The sequence below is a fragment of the Fodinibacter luteus genome, from assembly GCF_039541575.1.
GTDB lineage: Bacteria > Actinomycetota > Actinomycetes > Actinomycetales > Dermatophilaceae > Fodinibacter > Fodinibacter luteus.
This window is the reverse complement of sequence record NZ_BAABGM010000001.1, coordinates 252,639-274,878: the sequence shown is the minus strand read 5'-3', so window position 1 is coordinate 274,878 and position 22,240 is coordinate 252,639. Positions and strand designations below refer to the sequence as shown.

22 protein-coding genes and 1 riboswitch are annotated in these 22,240 nt (G+C 74.1%); of the genes, 11 read left to right on the top strand and 11 right to left on the bottom strand.

Annotated features, from left to right (window positions below):
• Positions 1-14: 14 nt before the first annotated feature.
• Positions 15-278, bottom strand: a complete 264-nt coding sequence (locus ABD899_RS01175) for a DUF2530 domain-containing protein (RefSeq protein ID WP_345201363.1) — start codon at positions 276-278, stop codon at positions 15-17.
• A 217-nt stretch (positions 279-495) separates the two neighbouring features.
• On the opposite strand from ABD899_RS01175, the gene ABD899_RS01170 reads away from it, so the two are divergent.
• From ABD899_RS01170 to ABD899_RS01160, 3 genes are all read left to right on the top strand, one after another.
• Positions 496-951, top strand: a complete 456-nt coding sequence (locus ABD899_RS01170) for a MarR family winged helix-turn-helix transcriptional regulator (protein WP_345201361.1) — start codon at positions 496-498, stop codon at positions 949-951.
• Positions 948-2,252: an MFS transporter gene (locus ABD899_RS01165; protein WP_345201359.1), complete on the top strand. Its 1,305-nt coding sequence runs from the start codon at positions 948-950 to the stop codon at positions 2,250-2,252. The genes ABD899_RS01170 and ABD899_RS01165 overlap by 4 nt, the downstream gene beginning before the upstream one ends.
• Before the next feature lie 181 nt (positions 2,253-2,433).
• A complete protein-coding gene (locus ABD899_RS01160; protein WP_345201357.1) occupies positions 2,434-3,849 on the top strand; it encodes a wax ester/triacylglycerol synthase domain-containing protein in 1,416 nt (471 codons plus the stop codon).
• On the opposite strand, the gene serC is transcribed toward ABD899_RS01160, so the two are convergent.
• The 3 genes from serC to ABD899_RS01145 all read right to left on the bottom strand — a co-directional run bounded on the left by serC (position 3,833) and on the right by ABD899_RS01145 (position 7,482).
• Entirely contained in the window at positions 3,833-4,963 is a 1,131-nt protein-coding gene (gene serC / locus ABD899_RS01155; protein ID WP_345201355.1) for a phosphoserine transaminase, read from the bottom strand. The two genes, ABD899_RS01160 and serC, sit on opposite strands and share 17 nt — an antisense overlap.
• Before the next feature lie 412 nt (positions 4,964-5,375).
• Positions 5,376-6,524: a citrate synthase 2 gene (locus ABD899_RS01150; RefSeq protein WP_345201354.1), complete on the bottom strand. Its 1,149-nt coding sequence runs from the start codon at positions 6,522-6,524 to the stop codon at positions 5,376-5,378.
• Positions 6,525-6,582: 58 nt separating this feature from the next.
• On the bottom strand, positions 6,583-7,482 hold the full coding sequence (locus tag ABD899_RS01145; RefSeq protein WP_345201353.1) for an NYN domain-containing protein: 900 nt from the start codon (positions 7,480-7,482) through the stop codon (positions 6,583-6,585).
• Between the two features lie 57 nt (positions 7,483-7,539).
• On the opposite strand from ABD899_RS01145, the gene ABD899_RS01140 reads away from it, so the two are divergent.
• Both ABD899_RS01140 and pdxH read left to right on the top strand, forming a co-directional pair.
• Entirely contained in the window at positions 7,540-8,817 is a 1,278-nt protein-coding gene (locus ABD899_RS01140) for an MFS transporter (RefSeq protein ID WP_345201667.1), read from the top strand.
• Between the two features lie 39 nt (positions 8,818-8,856).
• Positions 8,857-9,543 carry a pyridoxamine 5'-phosphate oxidase gene (gene pdxH, locus ABD899_RS01135; RefSeq protein WP_345201352.1) on the top strand — a complete coding sequence of 229 codons (687 nt, stop codon included), beginning with the start codon at positions 8,857-8,859 and terminating at the stop codon, positions 9,541-9,543.
• An 88-nt stretch (positions 9,544-9,631) separates the two neighbouring features.
• On the opposite strand, the gene ABD899_RS01130 is transcribed toward pdxH, so the two are convergent.
• Positions 9,632-10,543: an SDR family NAD(P)-dependent oxidoreductase gene (locus tag ABD899_RS01130; protein WP_345201351.1), complete on the bottom strand. Its 912-nt coding sequence runs from the start codon at positions 10,541-10,543 to the stop codon at positions 9,632-9,634.
• The gene (locus tag ABD899_RS01125; protein WP_345201350.1) at positions 10,540-11,292 is read right to left on the bottom strand and encodes a hypothetical protein; all 753 of its coding nucleotides are present in this window, start codon (positions 11,290-11,292) and stop codon (positions 10,540-10,542) included. The genes ABD899_RS01130 and ABD899_RS01125 overlap by 4 nt, the downstream gene beginning before the upstream one ends.
• 92 nt (positions 11,293-11,384) lie before the next feature.
• Between ABD899_RS01125 and ABD899_RS01120 the strand changes: the two genes are divergently transcribed.
• The 4 genes from ABD899_RS01120 to ABD899_RS01105 all read left to right on the top strand — a co-directional run bounded on the left by ABD899_RS01120 (position 11,385) and on the right by ABD899_RS01105 (position 15,520).
• On the top strand, positions 11,385-12,629 hold the full coding sequence (locus ABD899_RS01120; protein WP_345201349.1) for an MFS transporter: 1,245 nt from the start codon (positions 11,385-11,387) through the stop codon (positions 12,627-12,629).
• Between the two features lie 16 nt (positions 12,630-12,645).
• Positions 12,646-13,344, top strand: a complete 699-nt coding sequence (locus tag ABD899_RS01115; protein ID WP_345201348.1) for an iron-dependent transcriptional repressor DtxR — start codon at positions 12,646-12,648, stop codon at positions 13,342-13,344.
• 171 nt (positions 13,345-13,515) lie between these two features.
• Positions 13,516-14,301, top strand: a complete 786-nt coding sequence (locus ABD899_RS01110) for a VldE C-terminal domain-containing protein (protein WP_345201346.1) — start codon at positions 13,516-13,518, stop codon at positions 14,299-14,301.
• A gap of 221 nt (positions 14,302-14,522) precedes the next feature.
• Positions 14,523-14,681: riboswitch (cyclic di-AMP (ydaO/yuaA leader) on the top strand.
• Between the two features lie 2 nt (positions 14,682-14,683).
• A complete protein-coding gene (locus ABD899_RS01105) occupies positions 14,684-15,520 on the top strand; it encodes a C40 family peptidase (RefSeq protein WP_345201344.1) in 837 nt (278 codons plus the stop codon).
• Positions 15,521-15,643: 123 nt separating this feature from the next.
• Here ABD899_RS01105 and ABD899_RS01100 read toward each other — a convergent pair whose 3' ends face one another.
• From ABD899_RS01100 to ABD899_RS01080, 5 genes are all read right to left on the bottom strand, one after another.
• Complete coding sequence (locus ABD899_RS01100; RefSeq protein ID WP_345201341.1) at positions 15,644-16,180, bottom strand: O-acetyl-ADP-ribose deacetylase; 537 nt, start codon at positions 16,178-16,180, stop codon at positions 15,644-15,646.
• A gap of 95 nt (positions 16,181-16,275) precedes the next feature.
• Positions 16,276-17,736, bottom strand: a complete 1,461-nt coding sequence (locus tag ABD899_RS01095; protein WP_345201339.1) for a DUF2252 domain-containing protein — start codon at positions 17,734-17,736, stop codon at positions 16,276-16,278.
• A gap of 78 nt (positions 17,737-17,814) precedes the next feature.
• A complete protein-coding gene (locus ABD899_RS01090) occupies positions 17,815-19,017 on the bottom strand; it encodes an acyltransferase family protein (RefSeq protein WP_345201337.1) in 1,203 nt (400 codons plus the stop codon).
• Positions 19,018-19,366: 349 nt separating this feature from the next.
• Positions 19,367-20,659, bottom strand: coding sequence for an HNH endonuclease signature motif containing protein (locus ABD899_RS01085; protein WP_345201335.1), 1,293 nt, complete (start codon positions 20,657-20,659; stop codon positions 19,367-19,369).
• Between the two features lie 124 nt (positions 20,660-20,783).
• Complete coding sequence (locus ABD899_RS01080) at positions 20,784-21,152, bottom strand: DUF2200 domain-containing protein (RefSeq protein WP_345201333.1); 369 nt, start codon at positions 21,150-21,152, stop codon at positions 20,784-20,786.
• 145 nt (positions 21,153-21,297) lie between these two features.
• Between ABD899_RS01080 and ABD899_RS01075 the strand changes: the two genes are divergently transcribed.
• Positions 21,298-21,534, top strand: coding sequence for a hypothetical protein (locus tag ABD899_RS01075; protein ID WP_345201330.1), 237 nt, complete (start codon positions 21,298-21,300; stop codon positions 21,532-21,534).
• A 141-nt stretch (positions 21,535-21,675) separates the two neighbouring features.
• Complete coding sequence (locus ABD899_RS01070) at positions 21,676-22,173, top strand: hemerythrin domain-containing protein (RefSeq protein ID WP_345201328.1); 498 nt, start codon at positions 21,676-21,678, stop codon at positions 22,171-22,173.
• Positions 22,174-22,240: the final 67 nt, after the last annotated feature.

Here is a 22,240-nt window from a genome sequence, read left to right as displayed (position 1 = left end):
ACGGCATCGGGGCGTCAGGCGCCCTCGGTGCGGCCCCCGTCCCGCCCGACGTACCACCAGGCGAACGCCCCGAGCGCGATGCCGACGACGCAGGTCCACGGCCACCACGAGCGGTCGCCGGTGTGCAGGGCGGGCACGACGAGGGTGACGACGAGGGCGAGCGCCCACAGCGCGGTGCCCACGACGACGATCCTGCGGGTGGGCACGTGGAGCGGCTCGACGGGCGCGGCCTGCCCGAGCGGGGGCACGTGGTGCGTCGCGGGGTCCTCGGGGGTCACCCCGCAAGCCTAGCCAGCGACCCGCTCGGCGCCACGATGCACCCCGAGGGAGCCGCGCGTCGCCGTTCTCCCGGATGCCGTCGCGGGCGTTCGGGGTGCGACCCACCTTCGTCGGTGGCCAGCCCTCGTGGAATAGTTAGCACAGGTAACGAGTTGTGCTAACCATCTGGTCCCTGACCATCGCTGACCACCTGCCCCTGACCATCGAGGAGACGACATGGCCCCCACGACCGCGCCGGCGCGCCCCTCGATGACCCGGGCGCAGCGCGACCGACTGACGAGCGACCTGCGCATCGCGTGCATGCGCATCGCCCGACGGGTGCGGTTCGAGAGCGCCGCACCCGTTGCGCCACACCAGTTCTCGGTGCTCGTGCGCCTCGAGGAGCAGGTGCGCACCCCCAAGGAGCTCGCCTGCGTCGAGAAGGTCAGCGCGCCGAGCATGTCCCGCACGGTCGCGGGCCTCGTCGACGCGGGCCTCGTCGCTCGTGCGGACGACCCCACCGACGGCCGGCAGGTCATCCTCTCCCTCACGCCGGAGGGTCGCCGCACCGTCCGTGACACCCGCAGGCGACGCGACCAGTGGTTCGCGGCCCGGCTCGAGCGGCTCACCGACGAGGAGCGGGAGGTCCTGGCGCGCGCGACCGAGGTGCTGGAACGGGTGGCCGCCGAGTGAGCCCGACCTTCACCTCGCTCGAGGTCCGCAACTACCGGGTCTGGTTCGCCGGGGCCCTCGTGTCGAACATCGGCACCTGGATGGGCCGGGTCGGCCAGGACTGGCTCGTGCTCACCGTGCTCACGGCCGGGTCGGCGACCGCCCTCGGCATCGTCACCGGCCTGCAGTTCCTGCCCTTCCTCCTCCTCGCACCGTGGGCCGGGCTCATCGCCGACCGCTTCCCCAAGCGGCGCACCCTCATCGCGACCCAGACCCTGCTCGCCCTGTCGAGCCTGCTCCTCGGCGTGCTCGCGGTCACCGGCACCGCCCAGCTGTGGCACGTCTACGCGATCGCGCTCTTCCAAGGCGTCACGACCGCCATCGACAACCCCGCGCGCCAGGCGTTCGTCTCCGAGATGGTGCCCGGCGACCGGCTCGCGAACGCCGTCGCGCTCAACTCCGCCTCGTTCAACCTCGGCCGGCTCATCGGGCCGGGGATCGCCGGGGTCGTCATCGCCCTGTGGGGGACCGGCGAGGCGCTCCTCCTCAACACGTTGACGTTCGTGTTCGTCATCGTCGCCCTGCTCATGCTCCGGGTCCACGAGCTGCGACCGGCCCCGCGGGCGCCGGCCCGGGGCGGCATCCGCGAGGGGTTCCGGTACGTCCGGGCACGTGGCGACCTCCAGCTCGTCATGCTGCTCGTCTTCGTGCTCGGGACGTTCGGGATGAACTTCCAGATCACGATGGCGCTCATGGCGACCAAGGTCTTCGACAAGGGCGCCGGCGAGTTCGGTCTGCTCGGGTCGATCATGGCGGTCGGGTCGCTCACGGCGGCCCTGCTCTCGGCACGACGCCGCACGCCGCGACTGCGCGTGCTGCTGCTCTCGCTCGTCGGCTTCACCGGGGCCGCGACGCTCGCCGCGCTCGCGCCGACGTACTGGACCTTCGCCCTCGCCCTCGTCCCGGTCGGGCTGACCGCCCTCACCGCCCTCACGACCGCGAACGCCATGGTCCAGACCCGTGTCGTCCCCGAAATGCGGGGGCGTGTCATGGCGCTCTACATGGCGATCTTCATGGGGGGCACACCCTTCGGCGCGCCCCTCATCGGGTGGATCTCGCAGGAGTTCGGCCCACGCTGGACGATCGGTATCGGGGCCGTCGCGGTGGGCCTCGCCCTGGTCGGGGTGTCCGCGTGGCTCGCGAGGTCGCAGAATGTCCGGGTGAGCTACGAGTCGCAGCGCCGTCCCCGGGTGAGGGTGGCCGTCACGACCCTGACGGGCCCCGGGCCCGCCCCCGCGCTGGTCCCGGAGCCGGCGCGGTGACGCCGCTCTTCCGGCGCCGCATGACGCTCGGGGTGCTCGCCGTGCTCGTCGCCGTCGCGCTCGTGTACGCCCTCGCCCGCTGACCCGGGGACCACGGGCCGTCCGGCGTCGGCGCGGGGCATCCGGTCGTGACGTGGTCGGGGCCGTGGTGGCCCGCGGCCGGGGCGCCTAGCGTGGGACCGTGGCGACGCCAGGGACGCCCCGGGTCGACCGGGCCGGCGCCGACGACGTGCTCCAGCTCGCCGTCGACCGTGGCGGCCGCGTGCCGATGGTCATCGGCGCGCTCCTCGTGCTCGATCCCCGCTCCCGGCCGGCCGTCGACGTGGTTCGGTCGGTGGTGCTCCGGCGGGTGGCCTCGGTGCCCCGGCTGGGTCAGCGACTGGTGCGCACCCCTCCGGGGGCGGGTCGCGCGGTCTGGCTGAGGGTGGGGGCGGATGCCGTCGCGGCGTGCGTCGACAGCGTGGTCGTCGAGGAGGGCGCAGGTCACTCCCGCGACGGATCCGCAGCGGGGCCGGGCGGAGGTGGGGCGCCTCGCGCGCTGCTCGACGCCCTGGCCGACCTGGCCCTGACCCGCCTGCCGGGCGACCGCCCCCTGTGGCGGGCCCGCCTTCTCGTGGCACCGGACGGCGGGGTCAGCGCCATCGCCCTCGTCGCGCACCACGTGCTCGCGGACGGCATGGGCGGGCTCGCCGTGCTCGGTGCCCTGGCGGACCCCCCGGGCGCGGCATCCCGGCGCGGGGACCGACCTTCGGCGTCAGGGTGGGCCGGGCCCGGGAGTGGACCCGAGCGGCTGCCGACGTGGGGCGTGCTCGCACGGGACGCCTGGGCCGGCCGCCTCAGGAGCCTGAGGAGGTCCGGCTCGTCCGGCCGCTACCTCGGAGGTGGGATGCACGAGCTCGGGCTGCGACGTCCGCACCTGGCCGACCGCTGCAGCCTGCTGGGCGCGACCGGGGACCGGCGCCGGATCGAGGTGGCGACGGTCGACCTCGAGGCGGTGCGCACGGCATCCCGAGCCGCCGGTGCCACGGTCAACGACGCCGTCGTCACCGCCGTCACCGGCGCTCTCGTCGCGCTGCTTGCGCGCCGTGGCGAGCGGGTGGGGGAGCTCGTCGTCTCCGTGCCCGTGTCCCGACGGCGCCAGGACGATGCTGCGGCGCTCGGCAACGAGACCGGGGTCGTGCCGGTGCGGGTGCCCGCCCTCCCGGACCGGGGCCGTCGCCTCGCCGCCCTCGTGGACCAGCAGGACCGAGTGCGGGCTCCCGGACGGGGCGGCTCGGCCGCGGTGCTCACCCCGGCCTTCCGTGCCCTTGCGGCGGTCGGGGCGTTCCAGGTGTTCATCGACCACCAGCGGTTGGTGCACACGTTCGTCACCAACGTCCGCGGCCCGGCCGAGCGACTGCGGGTCGCGGGTACCGAGGTGACCGCGGTCGTGCCGGTGGCCCTGAACCCCGGCAACGTGGCGGTGTCCTTCGACGTGCTGTCCTACGCGGGCACGCTCGGGGTGTCGCTCGTGTGCGACCCCGGCCTCCTGCCCGAGTCGGCGTGGCTGGCCGAGCGGATAGGCGCCGAGCTCGAGGCGTTCAGGCCAGGCGGGTGACGACGTACTCGACGCAGCCGATGAGCCGGCTCACGTCGTCGGGCTCGACAGCCGGGAAGCAGGCGACGCGCAGCTGGTTGCGGCCGAGCTTGCGGTAGGGCTCGACGTCGACGACCCCGTTGGCGCGCAGGGTCCTCGCGACGGCCGAGGCGTCGACAGCGTCGTCGAAGTCGATCGTCGCGACCACCTGCGAGCGGTGCGTCGGGTCGCTGACGTACGGGGTGGCGTAGTCGCTCGCCTCGGCCCAGTCGTAGAGGCGGCCGGAGGAGTCCTTCGTGCGGGCCGTGGCCCAGGTGAGGCCGCCCTGGTCGTTGAGCCACTCGACCTGGTCGGCGAGCATCGCGAGCGTGGCCACGGCCGGGGTGTTGTACGTCTGGTCGAGGCGGCTGTTGCTGATCGCCGTCGGGAGGCTGAAGAAGTCGGGCACCCAGCGTCCGGATGCCGCGACCTCCTCGACGCGGGCGAGCGCCGCGGGGGAGAACAGGGCCAGCCACAGCCCACCGTCGGAGGCGAAGGACTTCTGCGGGGCGAAGTAGTAGACGTCGGCCTGGCGGACGTCGACGGGAAGGCCACCGGCGCCCGAGGTCGCGTCGATGAGGACGAGTGCGTCGGGGTCCGCCCCCTCGACCCGCTGCACCGGCGCCATGACCCCGGTGCTCGTCTCGTTGTGGGCCCACGCGTAGGCGTCGACACCGGCCTCGGCGCGGGGGTCGGGGCGGCTGCCCGGCTCGCTCGAGATGACGGTCGGCTCGCCGAGGAACGGCGCGTTCCTCGTGACGGTGGCGAACTTGCTCGAGAACTCGCCGAAGGTGAGGTGCTGGGCGCGGTCGCGCACGAGGCCGAAGGCGGCGATGTCCCAGAAGGCCGTCGCGCCACCGTTGCCGAGGACGACCTCGTAGCCCTCGGGCAGGTCGAAGAAGGTGGACAGGCCGGACCGGACCGCCTTGACGAGGTTCCGCACCGGCGCCTGGCGGTGGGAGGTGCCGAGCACCGTGCGACCGATCGCGGCGACGGCGTCCACCTGCGCCGGGCGGACCTTCGACGGACCGGACCCGAAGCGACCGTCGGCGGGCAGCAGGTCGGCGGGGATGGTGATCTGGGCTGGCTCGCTCACGGGGGTCTCCGGTGTCGGGTGGGTGTGTCGTGGGGCGTCGTCCGCCCTCGACCGGGGGCGGACGCGCGGGCCGCGGGCCGACGCCGTCGGCGACCCGTGACCGGCATCCATCCTCACGGATGGTGACCGGATGCCGGACGTGACTTCCAGCACGTGGACCGGCTGGTGGGCTCCGGCGGCCCTCACCGAGCGTGAGGACATCACCTGCCCAGAGATGCTTTCACCGCGAAAGGAATTCCTTCCGCGGTGAAAGCATTCCGGGGCGGTGTGTTGGGGGCCCATGGGGTGCCGCTGTGAGGGCGCCACGGATGCCGGTCGGGAGCGCCACGGATGCCGCTCGGAGCGCCACGGATGCCGCGCCGCCGGCTCGGACCGGGAGGCCCGGCCCGGAACGCGGCGAGGTGCGCCCGGCTCAGCGGTCGGGGTCGAAGCCGACGACGTCCTCGATGGGGCGCGGACCGGGGCCGACGTAGCGAGCGCTCGGACGGATGAGTCGGCCGGTGCGCTTCTGCTCGAGGATGTGGGCCGACCAGCCGGCGGTGCGCGCGGCGGCGAAGAGCGGGGTCATCATGTCGCCCGGCACGTCGGCGAAGTCGAGGAGCACGGCGGCCCAGAAGTCGACGTTGGTCTCCATCCGGCGCTCGGGGTGGCGCTCGGCGAGCTCGGCGATGGCGGCCTTCTCGAGCTCGAGCGCGACCTCGTAGCGGGGGGCGCCGAGCCGCCGGCAGGTGTCGCGCAGCACCGCCGCCCGCGGGTCGTACGCCCGGTAGACGCGGTGCCCGAAGCCCATGAGGCGCTCCTTGCGGTCGAGGACCTCCTTGACGTAGCGCCGGGCGTCACCCATCCGCTCGACGCCCTCGATCATGTGCTGCGCCCGGCTCGGCGCGCCGCCGTGCAGCGGCCCGGACAGCGCCCCGATGGCCCCGGAGAGGCACGCAGCGGCATCCGCGCCGGTCGACGCGATGACCCGGGCGGTGAACGTCGAGGCGTTCATGCCGTGCTCCGCGGCGGAGATGAAGTAGGAGTCGATGGCCTCGACGTGCTTGGGGTCGGGCTCCCCGCGCCAGCGGATCATGAACCGCTCCGCGATGGTGCGGCCCTTGTCGACCTCGCGCTGCGGGACCATCGGCGAGGACTGGCCGTGGGCGGACTGCCCGATGAACGACATCGCCATGACCGAGGCCCGGGCAAGGTTGTCGCGGACCTCGTCGTCGTCGATGTCGAGGAGCGGCTTGAAGCCCCACACGGGGGCGAGCTGCGCCAGCGCCGACTGCACGTCGACCCGGATGTCGCCGGTGTGCACCGGCAGGGGGAACGGTTCGGCCGGCGGCAGCCCCGGGTCGAACTCGTTGTCGACGAGCAGGCCCCACACCTGGCCGAAGGAGACCCGGCCCACGAGGTCGTTGATGTCGACGCCCCGGTAGCGCAGCGCCCCGCCCTCCTTGTCGGGCTCGGCGATCTCGGTCTCGAAGGCGACGACCCCCTCGAGGCCGGGCCGGAAGTCGGGGTCGGGCGCGGTGCCGGCCGGTGCTGCGGTGGCTGCGGGTGCTGCGGTGGTCATGGGATCCCCAATCGTCGCTCGGCGCCTTTGTCGGGCTGGCCCATTGTGCACGGCCCGGTCACGGGTTGGGAGTGCTCGTCCCGTTCGTGGACGTGCGACGGTCGCGCACGGCCATGCCCGGGCCGCCGACGTCACGGATGTCGAAGAGGTCGGTGGCCTCGAGGAGCTTGCTCAGCTTCGCGTAGCCGTAGTTGCGCGGGTCGAACGAGGACTGGTTCGAGATGTGGTTGCCCACCGTGCCGACGCGGGCCCATCCCGAGTCGTCGGCGGCGCCCTCGACGGCCCGGCGCAGCAGGGCGACGAGCTTGCGGTCGCCCCGCAGCTGGGCGCGGGTGGCGCGCGGCGGCGGTGCGGCGGGCACGGCATCCTCCGCCGTCTTCCTGGCCGACCGCGTCGCCGCCGTGCCCGGCGCCTTGGCGACCGTGGTCGGCGCGGCGGTCGCCTTGCGGGCCCGGGTCGTGCGCTTCGCGGCCGGGGCGGGTTCGTCGGATGCCGTGGGGCCGGCATCCGCCTGACCGCTCGCCGAGGAGAGGCGGTCCAGGACGAGGAAGCGCGTGCAGGCGCTCTGGAAGGGGGCGGGCGTCTTCGCGTCGCCGAAGCCGTAGACGTGGGCCCCGTGCTCGCGCAGGTGCATGACGAGGGGGGTGAAGTCCGCGTCGGACGACACGAGCGCGAACGCGTCGGGCCGCTGGGTGTGCAGGATGTGGACGGCGTCGACGGCGAGGGCGATGTCGCTCGCGTTTTTGCCCTTGCTGAGGTCGAACTGCTGCACCGGGCGGATCGCGTTCTCGTGCAGCACCTCCTGCCAGGCCTTGAGGCCGCTCTTCGTCCAGTTGCCGTAGGCCCGACGGACGTTGGTCTCGCCGAGCCGGGAGAGCTCACCGAGGATGACGTCGATCCGCGCGGCCGTGGCGTTGTCGGCGTCGATGAGCAGGGCGATCTGGGCCGGCTTGTCCATGTCCGGACCCTATGCCCGCGAGGGGCGGAGGGCGGCGTCGGGCATGATCGGCGGGTGCTGCGCTCCCACCTCCCGGACCTCACACCGCTCCGGGAGAACGCGGCATACCGGCGCCTGTACACCGGGTTCACGCTGTCCAACGTCGGCTCGCAGATGGCCGTCGTCGCCATCGGCCTCCAGGTCTACGACATCACCGGGTCGACGGCCTCGGTCGGCCTCGTCGGGTTCTTCGCGCTCGTGCCGCTCGTCGTCATGGGGCTGTACGGCGGCTCGCTGTCGGACCACCACGACCGGCGCACCGTGGCGCTCGTCGCGAACCTCGTCGCGTGGCTCACCTCGATCGCGTGCGCGGTGCAGGCGTGGCTCGGCAACGACGAGGTCTGGGTGCTCTACGTGCTCGTCGCGCTGTGGAACGGGGCCTTCGGGGTCAGCTCACCGGCCCGCACGAGCATCTACCCGCGGATCCTGCCGCGCGAGCAGCTGCCCGCGGCCAACGCCCTCGGGGTGTTCGCGATGTCGGCGGCGATGATGGTCGGCCCGCTCCTCGCGGGGCTGCTCGTCGACTGGGGCGGGTTCCGCACGGCGTACACCGTCGACGCGCTCGTCACGATGGCCGCCCTCTGGGGGCTGTGGCGCCTCGAGTCGCTGCCCCCCGAGCCGCACTCCGAGGGGGGCGCGAGCCGGGCCGGGTTCGCCTCCGTCGTCGACGGCTTCCGGTTCCTGCGCACCGCGCCGAACGTGCGGATGACCTTCGTCGCCGACATCGCGGCCATGCTCCTCGCCCAGCCGAGGGTCATCTTCCCGGCCGCCGGTGCCGTCATCCTCGGCGGCGGCGCACGCACCGTCGGCTACCTCTACGCTGCGGCGGCCGTCGGTGCGGTGCTCGCCACTCTCGTGTCGGGCCGGCTCGGCGCCGTCCGACGGCAGGGCCTCGCGATCATGGTGAGCATCGTCGGCTGGGGCCTGGGTGTCCTCGGCCTGGGGGTCGCGCTGCTCGGCGCCGGCGGGTGGCTCACGCCGCAGCAGGCGCTGTGGGGGGCGTTGGCGGCGATGGCGTTCGCCGGTGGAGCGGATGCCGTGAGCGCGGTCTTCCGCACGACGATCCTGCAGTCGGCGGCACCCGACCGGATGCGGGGGCGCCTCCAGGGCGTCTTCATCGTCGTCGTCGCCGGTGGGCCGAGGGTCGGGGAGCTGCTCGGGGGCGTCGTCGCCGAGCGGATCGGGGAGGGCTGGATGGCGGTCGCCGGTGGCGTCGCGTGCATCATCGCCATCGGCGTGCTGTCGCTTCGGCACCGGCACTTCCTGCGCTACGACGCGCGCCACCCGACGCCCTGAGCGGCCGGCGGCCCGCGGCCCGCGGCATACGATCGGGCGATGAGCCACGTGCGCGTCGACTACGCCGGTGACGGGTTGAGCGAGGACCAGCTCCTCGACACCCCCTACGCGCAGGCCCGGGCCTGGGTCGACGAGGCGGTCGTGCGGTCCGCGGTCGAGCCGGACGTCTTCGAGCCGCTCGCCGCGTCCGTCGCCACCGTGGATGCCGTCGGCGCGCCGAACGTCCGCACCGTGCTCCTGCGCTTCCTCGACGAGCGCGGGCCCGGCTTCGTCACCGCCCTGACCTCGGCCAAGGGGCGGGAGATCGACGGCAACCCGGCCGTGGCCGTCGCGCTGACCTGGCCGGCGATGTACCGCGCCATCCGGTTCCGCGGGCGCGCGGTGCCCCTCGACCGGGCCGAGGTGCTCGAGTACTGGCACTCGCGCCCGTGGGCCTCGCGGATCTCGGCGTGGACCTCGCGGCAGTCCGAGCCGGTCGCCTCCCGGGCCGAGCTCGAGGAGGCGTACGCGCGCCGGGCCGCCGAGTTCCCCGACGCGGGCGACGAGGGCGGCGAGGGCGACGTGCCGGTGCCCGACTTCTGGGGCGGCTACCGGGTCGTGCCCGACGAGGTCGAGTTCTGGGCGGGCCGGCGCAACCGGCTCCACGACCGCCTCGTGTTCACGAGGACCGGCGACGGCGACCTCGGGGACGCGTCGGCGTGGCGGCTCCATCGCCGCCAGCCCTGACGGCATCCGGCGGTCTGTCCGCTGACTCCTTCCCTCGCCGCGAGTGCGGACGCGGTTGCCGGGGCGACCACGTGCGCACCCACCGCGGTCAGGGGGTGGGGAGGCGATGGACCTTGTGCGGGGCCGCCTGGGCGCGCGGCTTGAGGACGAGCAGGTCGACGTTGACGTGGGCCGGCCGGGTGGCCATCCACACGATCGCGTCGGCGACGTCCTCGGCGACGAGCGGGTCGGGCACGCCGGCGTAGACGGCGTCGGCGCGCGCCCGGTCGCCGTCGAAGCGGGTCAGCGAGAACTCCTCGGTGCGCACCATGCCGGGGGCGACGAGGGTGATGCGCACCGGCTGGTCGACGAGCTCGAGGCGCAGCGTCTCGGTCATGACGTGGACGCCGTGCTTGGCGACGGTGTAGCCGCCGCCGCCCTCGTACGCCGTGTAGCCGGCGACCGAGCCGACGTTGACGACGACGCCCTCGCCGTCGGCGGCGACGAGCGCCGGCAGGAGGGCCTTCGTGACGCGCAGCGTGCCGAGGACGTTCGTGTCGTACATCTGCTGCCACCGGGCGACGTCCCCCTGCGCGACCGGCTCGAGCCCGAGGGCCCCACCCGCGTTGTTGACGAGCACCTGCACCTTCGCGCCGGCGACCGCGGCGAGCCGGGCGACGTCCTCGTCGCTCGTGACGTCGCACCCGAGCGCCACCGCGTCCCCGCCGAGCTCGGACGCGAGCGTCTCGACGCGGTCGGCCCGGCGGGCCGCGCAGACGACCCGGAAGCCTGCGTCGGCGAGGAGCCGGGCGGTGGCCGCGCCGATGCCGCTGCTCGCTCCGGTGACGACGGCGGTGGGGCGGGCGGTGGACCCGGGCCGGGGCTGGGGCTCCGGCTCGGGCTCGGGCTCGGGCTGGGGCTGGGGCTCGGGCTGGGGCTCGGGCTCGGGCTGGGACTGGGGCTCGGGCTGGGGCTCGGGCTCGGACTGGGGCTCGGGCGGTGGGTGGGGGGACGGTGTCACGGCCGGTCCTCGGGTCGGACGGTCGCAGGGTCGACGGCGACCCAGGTGGCCTCCGCTCGGGCGAGCACCTCGCCGCCGGGCGTCAGGAGCGCGGTGCCGGACCAGTGCTTGCGGCCCTGCGAACCGCGCGGCCAGGCGAGGACGACGTGGGGTTCGCCGACGACCGGCAGGGCGTCGACCCGGGCCGTCATCGTGCCGAGCACCATCGCGCGCCCGGCGATGCCGACCGCCCAGGCGCCCGGGCAGTCGAGCGCGGCCCACACGAACGGTCCGGAGGCCTCGCGAGGGACCCAGGTCGCGGCGTACCGGCCGCTGCCGTCGCCGATCGGTCCCGGGCGGAGGCAGAGGGCGTCGCCGGGGTCACGGTCGGTGCCGCAGGCGAAGCAGGTCGGGAAGGGGTGGTCCGCGAGGCCCTCGTAGCGGGCCGCGGCCCCGTCGGCCTGCTCGAGCAGGACGGGCGGGGGCAGGTCCTCGGCGAGGTCGGAGGATGCCGTCGCCGTGGCGACGAGGTGGTCGCCGTCGAGGAGCCGCACGACGGCCGGCCCCCCCGGGGCCCCGGCGGCCTCGTCGGGCCGGTCATCCACGGCGACGGACATCGGCCGGTCGAGCGGCGGTGGCGAGGCCAGGCGGACGGTGACGGCGGGGTGCTCCGCGCTCGTCGCGACGAACGCCGCGAGGGCGCCGCTGACCCAGCCGCCGTTGCCGGACTCCGGGGGGCCGCAGAAGCGGCGGGGGATCGTCAGCTCCACGTCGCCAACCTACCCGCGGCGCAGGTCGGCGAGGTATCTTGATATCAAGATAAATCGCCCGGATGGGCGACGGAGGGCGACGAGGAGGTGCGATGGCGGCGCAGGAGTTCACGCTGCGGAGCATCGCGGTCCCCGCGTTCGGCCCGTCCGTGATCTGGTCGGTCGGCGCGGGCGCGGTGCTCCCGGTCGTCGCGCTCAGTGCCCGGGAGCTCGGCGCTACGGTCGCGGTCGCCGCGCTCTTCGTGGGGATCACCACCCTCGCCGAGTTCGCGGCCGCGGTGCCCGCGGGGGTGCTCGTCGAGAGGATCGGGGAGCGCCGAGCCCTCGTGCTCGCCGGACTCCTGGACACCGCCGCCTGTGCCCTCGCCCTCGTCGCGCCGTCGCTGTGGGTGCTCGGTCTCGCCGTCCTCCTCCTCGGCCCGTCCGGTGCCGTCTTCCTCCTCGCCCGCCAGAGCTATCTCACCGCGGCGGCTCCGCTGCGCCTGCGGGCCCGGGCGATGTCGACCCTCGGCGGGGTCACCCGGGTCGGCCTCTTCCTCGGCCCCCTCGTCGGCGCCCCGGTCGTGGCCCGGTGGGGCCCGCAGGCGGCGTTCGGGGTGGCGGTCACGGCCGGGCTGCTCGCGACGGCCGTCGCGTGGCGCACCGTCGACCTGTCCGCCGACGACGCCCTCGCGGGTCCCGGCCGCGGGCGCGTGCCCGTCGCCCGCGTCGTGGCCGAGCACCGGCGGGTGCTCCTCACCGTCGGGCTCGGGGTGCTCGCCATCGGGCTCGCCCGCTCCTCGAGGGTCGTCGTCGTGCCGCTGTGGGCCGAGCACGTCGGCCTGGATGCCGCGCAGACCTCCCTCGTCTTCGCCGCCGCCGCGTTCGTCGAGGTCGTGCTCTTCTGGCCGGCCGGCACCGTCATGGACCGGCACGGCCGGGTCTGGGTCGCGGTGCCGGTCGCGGTCCTGCTCGGGCTCGGGCTGCTCGCCCTGCCGCTCACGACGACGCTCGCCGGTGTCACCGCCGTCGCCCTTGTCATGGGGGTCGGCAACGGCATCGGCTCGGGCATCGTCATGACCCTCGGTGCGGATGCCGCCCCGACCGCCGGGCGGCAACCCTTCCTCGGCGTGTGGCGGCTGCTCTCCCTCGTCGGGCACAACGGTGCCGCGATCGTCGTCGGCGCGGTCGCCGCGGTGGCGTCGATCGGCGCGGCGAGCGTCGCCGTCGGCGTCCTGACCCTCGCCGGTGGCGCCTGGCTGGCCCGCTGGCTGCCCGAGTACGACCCGCGGAGTCGGGTCACGCGCCCTGGGGAGGGGCCGGGCCGGCAGGTGCGCCCCCCGCCCGACCGGGGGTAAACGTAGGCTTGCCTTCGTGACGGACCTCATCGACACCACGGAGATGTACCTCCGGACCATCTTCGAGCTCGAGGAGGAGGGCATCACGCCGCTGCGGGCGCGGATCGCCGAGCGCCTCGGCCACTCGGGGCCCACGGTCTCGCAGACCGTGGCGCGCATGGAGCGCGACGGGCTGCTCCACGTCGCGGGGGACCGCCACCTCGAGCTCACCGACGAGGGCCGACGGCTCGCCACGCGGGTCATGCGCAAGCACCGCATCGCCGAGCGGTTGCTCGTCGACGTCATCGGACTGGAGTGGGAGTTCGTGCACGACGAGGCGTGCCGGTGGGAGCACGTCATGTCCGACCGGGTCGAGCGCAAGATCCTCGCCATGCTCCCCGACCACGCGCTCTCGCCCTACGGCAACCCCATCCCCGGGCTCGAGGAGCTGGGGGAGCTCGATGAGCGGATCGACTTCCGACACGGCCTGTCCACCCTCGACGAGGTGGCGGCCGCCGAACCCACGGCGGTCGTCGTGCGCCGCATCGGGGAGCCCGTCCAGGTCGACTCCGAGGCGCTCGGCCTGCTGACGTCGGCCGGCCTCCTGCCGGGGCAGCCGGCCCGGGTGCGCCGTGACGGGTTGCGCGTCATCGCCTGCCGCGACGGCGCGGACGAGGCGTCGGGCGTCTCGCTGCCGAGTGACATCGCGTCCCACGTGTTCGTCCAGGTCACCTGAGAGCCGCCTCAGGCGGCCGCGGCGCCGGACATCGGTGCAGGTCAACGGGTTGCCGATGCAGGATGCCGGCGCGACACGTGAGCGGTGTCTCGTTACCGGAATGTGACTTCGCGGTGGCCCGCCGCTACGGTGGCATGGCACTTGCATCCGCCTCGGAAGGCTTCACCCCCTGTGTCTCGTGACCGAACCCCCGGTCGACGCCGCGCCCCCGGCGCCGTCCGTCGTCTCCCGGACGGCTTCTCGCGCCTCAGCGCGACGTGGGCCGCCAAGTCCGTCGCCACCGTCGGTGTCGTGGGAGGTGCGGCCGTCGCGCTCGCGCTCCCCGTGGACGCCGCTCCGTCCGCCCTCGCGCTCCCGGTGCCCGCGACGAGCGCTCCCGAGAACCGCGCCGAGGCGCTGACCGCCTCGCGGTCCCAGGGTCGCGCCGCGGCTCCGGCCCCGGCCGTGTCGGCTCCCGCGGAAAGCGCGCCCCTCGCGCCGGAGGCGGTCGGCGTCACCGGAGTCAAGGCCGTGGCGAAGCCCAAGCCCAAGCCGAAGCCGAAGCCCACGGTGGAGTCCTCCTCGTCGTCCTCATCCTCGTCGTCGTCCTCGTCGTCGAGGTCGGCCGTGAAGGTCTCCGGTGGGGGAATTTCGTCCCGGTGCTCCGGGATCGGGCTCGTCTCCGACGCGGCGCGACTGTGCACGGCCGTCTACGCGCGCTTCTCGCCGTCGAGCATCGGCGGGTTCCGGGCCGGTGCGGGTGAGCACGGCACCGGGCACGCGGTCGACATCATGACGAGTGGGGCGGAGGGTGACGCCATCGCCGCCTTCGTCCAGGCCAACGTCGGCACCTTCGACGTCAAGTACCTCATCTGGAAGCAGAGGTACTGGGCGCCCGGCGGTTCGTGGGAGTTCATGGAGGACCGGGGGTCCCCGACCCAGAACCACTACGACCACGTCCACGTCACCGTGAACTGACGCCGCACGCGCACCACCGCGGGGCCGCCCACCATCTCCGGTGGGCGGCCCCGGCGCGTGTCGCGGGCTGCCCGGCGGCGGTGGACGTGACCGGCGGGGTGACCCCGTTCGCCACGCCGTGACCCTTTTGTGACTTTCCGGCGCCCCGTGCTACGTTCGATGAGTCTCCTGTCCTGGGAGGTCCTCCCGGTGGCCCGCCGAGTCCTGCCACACCACCGAGGGGTCGATGCGCACCACCGCCCGGCAGGAGCGGGGGAACCACTCGCGGGGCCCGCAGCACGAGGGCCCCTTGGGGTGAAGCCGGCAAGGTCCACGGACCGACCGGCCGGGCAACCTCAGCCCGAACCCGACAGCTCACCCCGTAGGCACTGAGAGGTTCATCGTGGTCGACTCCACCGTTGCTGGGCGCCACCGAGGCGCCACCCGCTACAACCCCGTCGCCGAGCTCACGACGATCGTCAGGAGCGCCGGCCAGACCAGCGTCAAGGCATCCGCCGTCCTCGCGGCATCCGGCGGGCTCGTCGCCGCCTTCGCCCTCCCGGCCCAGGCCACCACCCGGCCGGCCGCGACCACCGCGGCCGCCGCAGACGGACCCTCCGCCGCCGCGGGGCCCTCTGCAGCCGCGGGGCCCTCCGCCCGGGGGGTGCCGCTGGCCCTCGCTCCCGCAGTCGTCGCCCCGGATGCCGCGGCGCCCGTGGCCGTCGAGGCGGTCGGTGTCGTCGGCGTCAAGGCGGTCGCCAAGCCGAAGCCGAAGCCCCGTCCGGCGCCCGCCGTCACCGAGGCGGCGAGCCAGCGCTCCGACAGCTCGGCGAGCCGCAGCTCGTCGACCCGCAGCTCGACCACGCGCAGCGCGCAGCGCACGACGAGCAGTGCGAGCGTCGCCCAGTCCTCGAGCCAGGTCGTCAACATCGCCCGCACCCTGCTCGGCATCCCCTACGTCTTCGGCGGCGAGTCCCCGTCCGGGTTCGACTGCTCGGGGTTCACGATGTACGTCTTCGGCAAGGCCGGCGTCTCCATCCCTCGCACGGCATCCGCCCAGCAGCGCGCCGCGACCCCGGTGAGCAACCCCAAGCCGGGCGACCTCGTCTTCTTCGGCTCTCCGGCGTGGCACGTGGGCATCTACACCGGCAACGGGATGATGATCGACTCGCCCCGGTCCGGCAAGTCGACCTCGGAACGGCCGATCTTCTCCGGCGTGAGCGGGTACGGCCGCTTCTGAGGCCAGATCGTCGCACCCCCCAGACGGCGCCCCGCGACCTCGACGGTCGGGGGGCGCCGTCGTTCACGACGCCCGGGTGCGGCTGCGCGAGGGCGGCCTCGACGTTCGGGGGGCGCCGTCGGGTCAGCCCGCCGGGTGTGGCTGCGCGAGGGCGGCCTCGAACGCCGCGAGCAGGCGGTCCCCGAAGAGGACGAACCGTACGAGGTCGATGCCGAGGTGCGCCGCGCACTCGGCGCGCACCGTGCGCACCGCGACGGTCGCCACCTCGGACGCGTCCCAGCCGTAGACACCGGCGCTCACCGCGGGGAAGGCGACGCTCCGGGCGCCGAGCCCGCGCGCGACGGCGAGGCTGCGCGCGAAGCATGAGGCGAGCAGGGCGGGGTCGGTCTGCCCGCGGTGCCGGTTCGGTCCGACGGTGTGCACCACCCAGCGGCACGGGAGGTCCCCCGCCCCGGTCGCGACGGCATCCCCGGCCGGCAGCCCGTCCGGATGGCTCGTTCGCCGCAGTTCCCGGCACTCGGCGAGCAGCCGCGGGCCTGCGGCGGCGTGGATCGCGCCGTCGACCCCGCCCCCACCGAGCAGGCTCGAGTTCGCGGCGTTCACGACGACGTCGACGTCCTGGGTCGTGATGTCGCCCAGCACGGCCTCGAGCCTCGTCATGACCGGGCGCGCGCCGGGTGGCCGCTGCTCCGGGGGACTCGTCCACCCATGGCACCACCGTAGGTCGGCCGGGGGTCGTGCGAGAACGGCATGCGTTAGAGGCCCGTCCGTGCCTCGAGGCGGCCGGAGGCGACGGCGTCGAGCAGGGCCTGGTGGTCGCGCTCGTTCTGGTCGGCGTAGGCGACGGCGAAGTCGGCGATGGCCCGGTCGAAGACGTCCCCGGACCCGAGGTAGGACGCGATGGCGATGCGGTCGCCGGAGCGGGCGTGCGCTCGAGCGAGGGTGGCCCCGCACATCTTCGCGTACAAGGCCATCGTGTGGGCCGGCATGGCGTCGATGTCGGCCGAGCCCTTCCAGTCGCGCAGCTGACGCAGGTAGAAGTCGCGTGTCTGCCCGTCCAACCCGGTGACCCGCTGCCAGCCGAGGAAGATGTCGCTCGCGGCCTGCATGAGCCGCTGGCCCGCGACGACCCGCTGGCCGTGGTTGGCGTAGCGGCTCGTGCCGACGAACCGCTCGAGCACCGACTCCTGGGCCTCCTTGGCCTGGAGGAAGAGCGGGTCCTGCTCGTCGCGACCGAGGAGGAGGAGGATCCAGGCGCGGGTGCCGACGCTGCCGACGCCGACGACCTTGCGGGCCGCGTGGACGTAGCGGAACCCCTCGAGCAGCTCGCGACGGTCGGTCTCGAGGGTGCGGCGGTACGAGCGGATGAGGCCGCGCAGCTCGTCCTCGACCTCGTCGCGGACCCGTCCCGCGGGGAGCAGGTCCTCGATCGGCACGAGCAGTGGCGCGTCCGAGACGATCCGGCGCTCCCCGTCGACGACGTGCGTCAGCTTGGAGAAGGCCTGCAGGCTGTCCCGGGTGCGGGCCTTGTCCACGGTGGCTCGCGCCCGAGCCTGTTGCTTCTTCGTCGCCGTCACCGCGAGCTCGGCGAACAACGCCTCCACCTCGATGCGGGCGTACCAGACGTCGAGGTTGCGCGCGGTGGCGAGCTGCTTCATCCGCTCCCGGTACTCGGCGACGGCCGCGACGATGACGTCCCGGCGCGCCGTGGGGGCGAAGCCCCGCTCGCGCCCGGCGACCTCGAAGCTCGCCGCGAGGCGCTTGACGTCCCACTCCCACGGCCCGGGCAGCGTCTCGTCGAAGTCGTTGATGTCGAACAGGAGGTGTCGCTCCGGTGAGGCGAACAACCCGAAGTTCGACAGGTGCGCGTCACCGCAGATCTGGGCTCGCAGGCCCGAGCGCGGGGCCGCCGCGAGGTCGGAGGCCATGATGAGGGCTGCCCCCCGGAAGAAGGCGAACGGGGAGGTCATCATCCGCCCGTAGCGCACCGGCACGAGCTCGGGCACCCGGCTCGCGGCCTGCTCCTCGAGGAGCGCGACCGGGTCCGGGCGGTTGTCCGGGGGTGCCCAGCGCCCGTGGCTGCCGCGCGGAGTGTCGTTGCGTGCCGCCTTGCCCCGGGCCACCCGCTCCGCGGGGGTGAGGTGGGTGACCGTGCGCGCCGGCGCGGGCGTGCCCGGGGTGGACGCCACGGGCTGGAGGGGTCGGTGGTCCGGCACGAGACACTCCTGGGGTCGAGGGCGGGGGCGTGGTCCCCGACCTGAGCGTCCCACGACCCGAGGGCTCCCGACAGGTGGTCAGAGAACTCGTGCCATGCCCGGGACCCGCCTGATGAGGAACCACGCGGCGGCGAAGGAGCATGCGACGGCGGCCGCGGCGACGAGGAGGGCCTTGACCTCGGCCGGCACCCCGACCGGGCGCAGTGCGACGGCGAACCCGAGGAGGAACGGCGTCTGGAGCATGAACGCGCCGTAGGCGCTGCGACTGAGCCAGGGCCCGTGGCGCCACCGGCGGTCGAGCCGGTGCTGGGCGACGCCGAGCAACCACACCGAGCCGAACACGGTGAGCACGGCGTCGATCGCGGCGAAGGCCCCGGCCGCCCAGCTGGCACCGCCGAGCGCCTCCTCGACCGAGTCCCGCAGGCCGACGACAGCCATGAGCACGGCCATGGCCACGACGCCGAGCAGGGTGACCGTGCGGCTCCGACGGACGAGTGCGGTGGGAACGGCGGCTGCCCATCCGCGGTCGGCCGCCACGGTGCCGAGGAGGAACACCGCCAGACACGCGGGCCACTCCCAGAAGTTGAGGTCGCTGAAGCCGGCCTCGGAGCCGTACGGCCAGATGAGCCGGACGACGAACGAGGCCGGCGCGACGACCGCGGCCACGAGGGCCAGGGTGCCGGCTGTGATCTGGGGCCGACGCCCGCCGGGCGGCTGCCGGACCGCTGTTCTCGGCGATCGCGCGGTCCACCACGACCGCACGGCACGCCAGCCGGCGTAGCCGAGGGAGTACAGGAGCAGGACCCCGACGAACCACAGGGGACCGGTGTCGAGCCTGCCCTCCGTGCCGAGGTACTCCTCGCGGAAGGAGCCGGTGGAGTGGCCGAGGGGGTGCTCGAGGGCGTAGACGAGGACGGGCTGGACGAGCAGCACGTAGACGACGAACGGGATGCCGAGGCGAAGCAGCCGGTCGGTGACGAACCGGGAGGTGCCCTTGCGTGCCAGCGAGGGTGGGGTCAGCAGCCCCGCGACGAGGAAGAGCAGGGCCATGAGGAACAGCCCGAACGGCGCGGCCACGACGAAGAGGCCGACCTGGGTGGCCGTCGCGAGGGTGACCTCGCGCAGCTGCGTGTAGGTCCATGCCTCGACCATCGACGCGTAGCCGAGGAGGGCGTGGATCGCGATGATGGCGCCGATGAGCACGACCTTGAGGTTGTCGAGGTAGGGCCGGCGGCTCGACGCCCACGCCTCGAGCGCGCGGCGATCCACGGTCACGGTCATGGGCCCACACTCCCGGCTGGCGAGGAGCATGACGTCCCGACGGGCGCCGGGACGCCCTCCCCTCCATGGTCCCCCCGATCCCGGATGCCGGTGCGTCGTCGAGACGGACCGCACACCTGCTGCGCGCCTGCCCGTGGCGTCCGGACCTCGCCGGACCTTGCCGGACGTCTCGAGCCTCCACGGACCTCGCCGCTGGGCCTCGCTGGGCCTCGCCGGACGTCTCGAGCCTCCCCGGACCTCGCCCCCGCCGCCCGGTGCAGCCACGCCTGGCGGCTGGGTCAGCCGGCGGCGAACCGGGAAGGGGACATGGCTGGGGCCCCGCCCGGGGTGGGTGGGGTGCGGGGCGGGGTCACGCTGGTTCTCGGGCCGACTGGGTCGCGAGGGCCCGGTCGTAGGAGCCGACGGTGAGGTCCCACTGCACCCGGGGACCGGTGGCGTCCTGGACGAGCGCCCCGGCGTAGCGGCGGGTGTGCACGATGGTGTGGTGCCGTTCGCACAGCAGCGCCGCGTTGCTCAGGTCGGTCGGGCCGCCGTCGGCCCAGTGGGTCAGGTGGTGCGCGTCGGTCCAGTGAGCGGGCATGTCGCACCCCGGGTAGGTGCAGTGCTGGTCTCGTAGCCACAACCGCTTGACCTGGGCCGCGGTGAACAGCCGCACGTCCATCCCCTGGTCGAGCACCGCCCCGGCGACACCCAGGACGGTCGGGATGATCGTGGCGTCGCACGCCAGGCGGCGCACCGTCTGCGGGGCGAGCAGGGTGCCCGCCTCGGGACCGCCCATGGCCACCCCGGCACCGCGCAGCCCGTCGCGCAGGGCGTCCAGGCCGACGGTGACGAACAGCTGGCACTTGGTGTGCCGGGGACCGGCCTCGGCCCGCTCCACCGCCCGCCGCACCAGCGTGATCAGCGCCTCCGCGCGGCGCCGGTCGCTGCAGCGCAGGTCCCGCTCACCCTCGACCGGCCGCGGCGCGGACAACGGCCCGAGCGCTGCTTCCAGCACGGCCCGCCCCTCCGGGTCGAGCACCATCCGGTACTCCGCCATCCCCATCGCGTCGATCCGCGGCTGGGACAACGACACGAAACGCTTCGCGGCATCCTCATCGCGCTGCAGCTCCCCGTCCAGGCCGTACTCGGCCAGCAGCCGCGGCCGCAGCATCCGACACCCCCGCGGCCCGTGCCGGACCGCCATCTCGACCAGCCCGTCCACCACCGCCGGCTCCACCCCCTCGGCCAGCAGCGGCGCGAGCCTGTCAGCCTCGGCGAGCACCACCGCGGCACTGCGCACCGGCAGCTCACCGGACAGCACGGCATCCTTGACCGCCGCCCGACCAGGCACCGAGAACGCCGTCGCCACCGTGACGACCTGCACCGCCCCACCACCCCGGGTGCTCGGCGCGTGCGCCCGCACCCACTGCACCGGCGTCAACGCCGCCGGCCCGGCCCCGGTCTCCCCGCGGCTCATCGCCTCCGCGAGCACCAGCACCCGCGCCGCCTCCCCGGCAGCCACCATCCGGTCCGCCTCGCCCATCACCGCCTCCAGGTCCGCCGAGCTCGCCCGCCACAGCTCGCCCCCCAGGCCGTCCACCGCGCCGACCGCCGCCACCATCTGGTCGCGCCGCTCCCGAAGCGTGGGCCCCGTCCTCATGCATCAATCGTACAAGTGTCCACCGACACGGCTCCGACGTCGTCCACAGGTCCTACGAGTGTGGTCCGGCACCTCGGGCTCCGGCACTGCGTGGGCCGACGACTCGCGAACCCGCGTGCGGTGGCTATGCGTCGACAGCGGTGCTCCCACGCAGGATGGCGTCCATCCGCTTGCCCCGCGCCAGCTCGTCGACGAGCTTGTCGAGGTAACGGATCCTCTGCATGAGCGGGTCGTCGATGTCCTCGACGCGGTGGCCGCAGATGACACCGGTGATGAGGGAGGCGTTCGGGTTCATCGCGGGCGCCTCGGCGAAGAACGTCTCGAGGTCCACCCCGTCCGCGATGGCCTGGTCCAGGCCCGCGGCGTCGTAGCCGGTGAGCCAGGTGATGACCTCGTCCACCTCCGCCCTGCTGCGGTTCTTGCGCTCCGCCTTCTGGACGTAGAGGGGGTGGATGCTCGCGAAGCTCATGCCGAAGACCCGGTGTCGTGCCATGGGCGCTCTCCTCACGCTGGTGCGGGCCGTGCCGCCCTCGCATCATCCCGCAGGCGAACGGCATCCGTGGGTTTCCGCCGCTCGCGGACGGGTAGGTGTGCAGGTGGCGGCGCGGCCGGACCGTGCCCCGGAAGGAGGAGTCACCATGCGCCTCGACCAGTCGGCCCGCACGGGTCTCGCGGCCGACCTCGCCGACCTGCGCGTCGTCCTGGCCCGTCTGCCCTTCCCCGCGCGCCAGGACGACGTGTTGGCCGCCCTGGTCTGCCGCCGCGCGCCGTCCCGGCTGCTGTGGCGGGCCGGCTCGCTCTCGCGGGTGCGTGACTACACCTCGCTCGACGAGCTGTGCGCGGAGCTCGCCGCACCGCGCCGCCCGCCCGCCTGAGCTCCGAGCGCGCCACGACCTTCGACGCCACCGGGCGGCGGAGGGTTTCGGGCGTGCCCGAGGGGGTATTTTCGGGTGCACTGCCCGGCTCGGGTGCGCCCCCGCCTCGTGCCGACCCACCACGACCCGAGGAGAGTCGCGATGTCCCAGGACGCCATCGTCATGCTGAAGCAGGACCACAAGGAGGTGCGGGCGCTCTTCCGTGAGTTCCAGAAGGCGTCGACCACCAAGGCCCGCAAGGGCAAGATCGTGCAGAAGATCATCGAGCTGCTGACGGTGCACACGTACATCGAGAACGAGGTCATGTACCCGCGGGTCCGTGCACTGCTGCCCGAGCTCGAGGACGACGTGCTCGAGTCCTACGAGGAGCACCACGTGGCGGACGTCCTCGTCATGGAGCTCGACACCATGACGCCTGCCGACGAGCGCTTCGAGGCCAAGGCCACCGTCCTCATCGAGAGCGTCACGCACCACATCGAGGAGGAGGAGCAGGACTGGTTCCCCAAGGTGCGGGAGGGGCTGTCCCGCACCCAGCTTCGCGAGATCGGCGAGGAGCTCGCCGCCGCGAAGGAGAAGGCACCCCGACGGCCCGAGCAGCCGAGCGCCCTCAAGAAGACGGTCGACGCCGTCCTGTCCTGACGATCGGCGGATGCCGTCGGGCCGGCTCCCCGGCCCGGCCCGGCCCGGCCCGCGTCGCGTCGTGCCG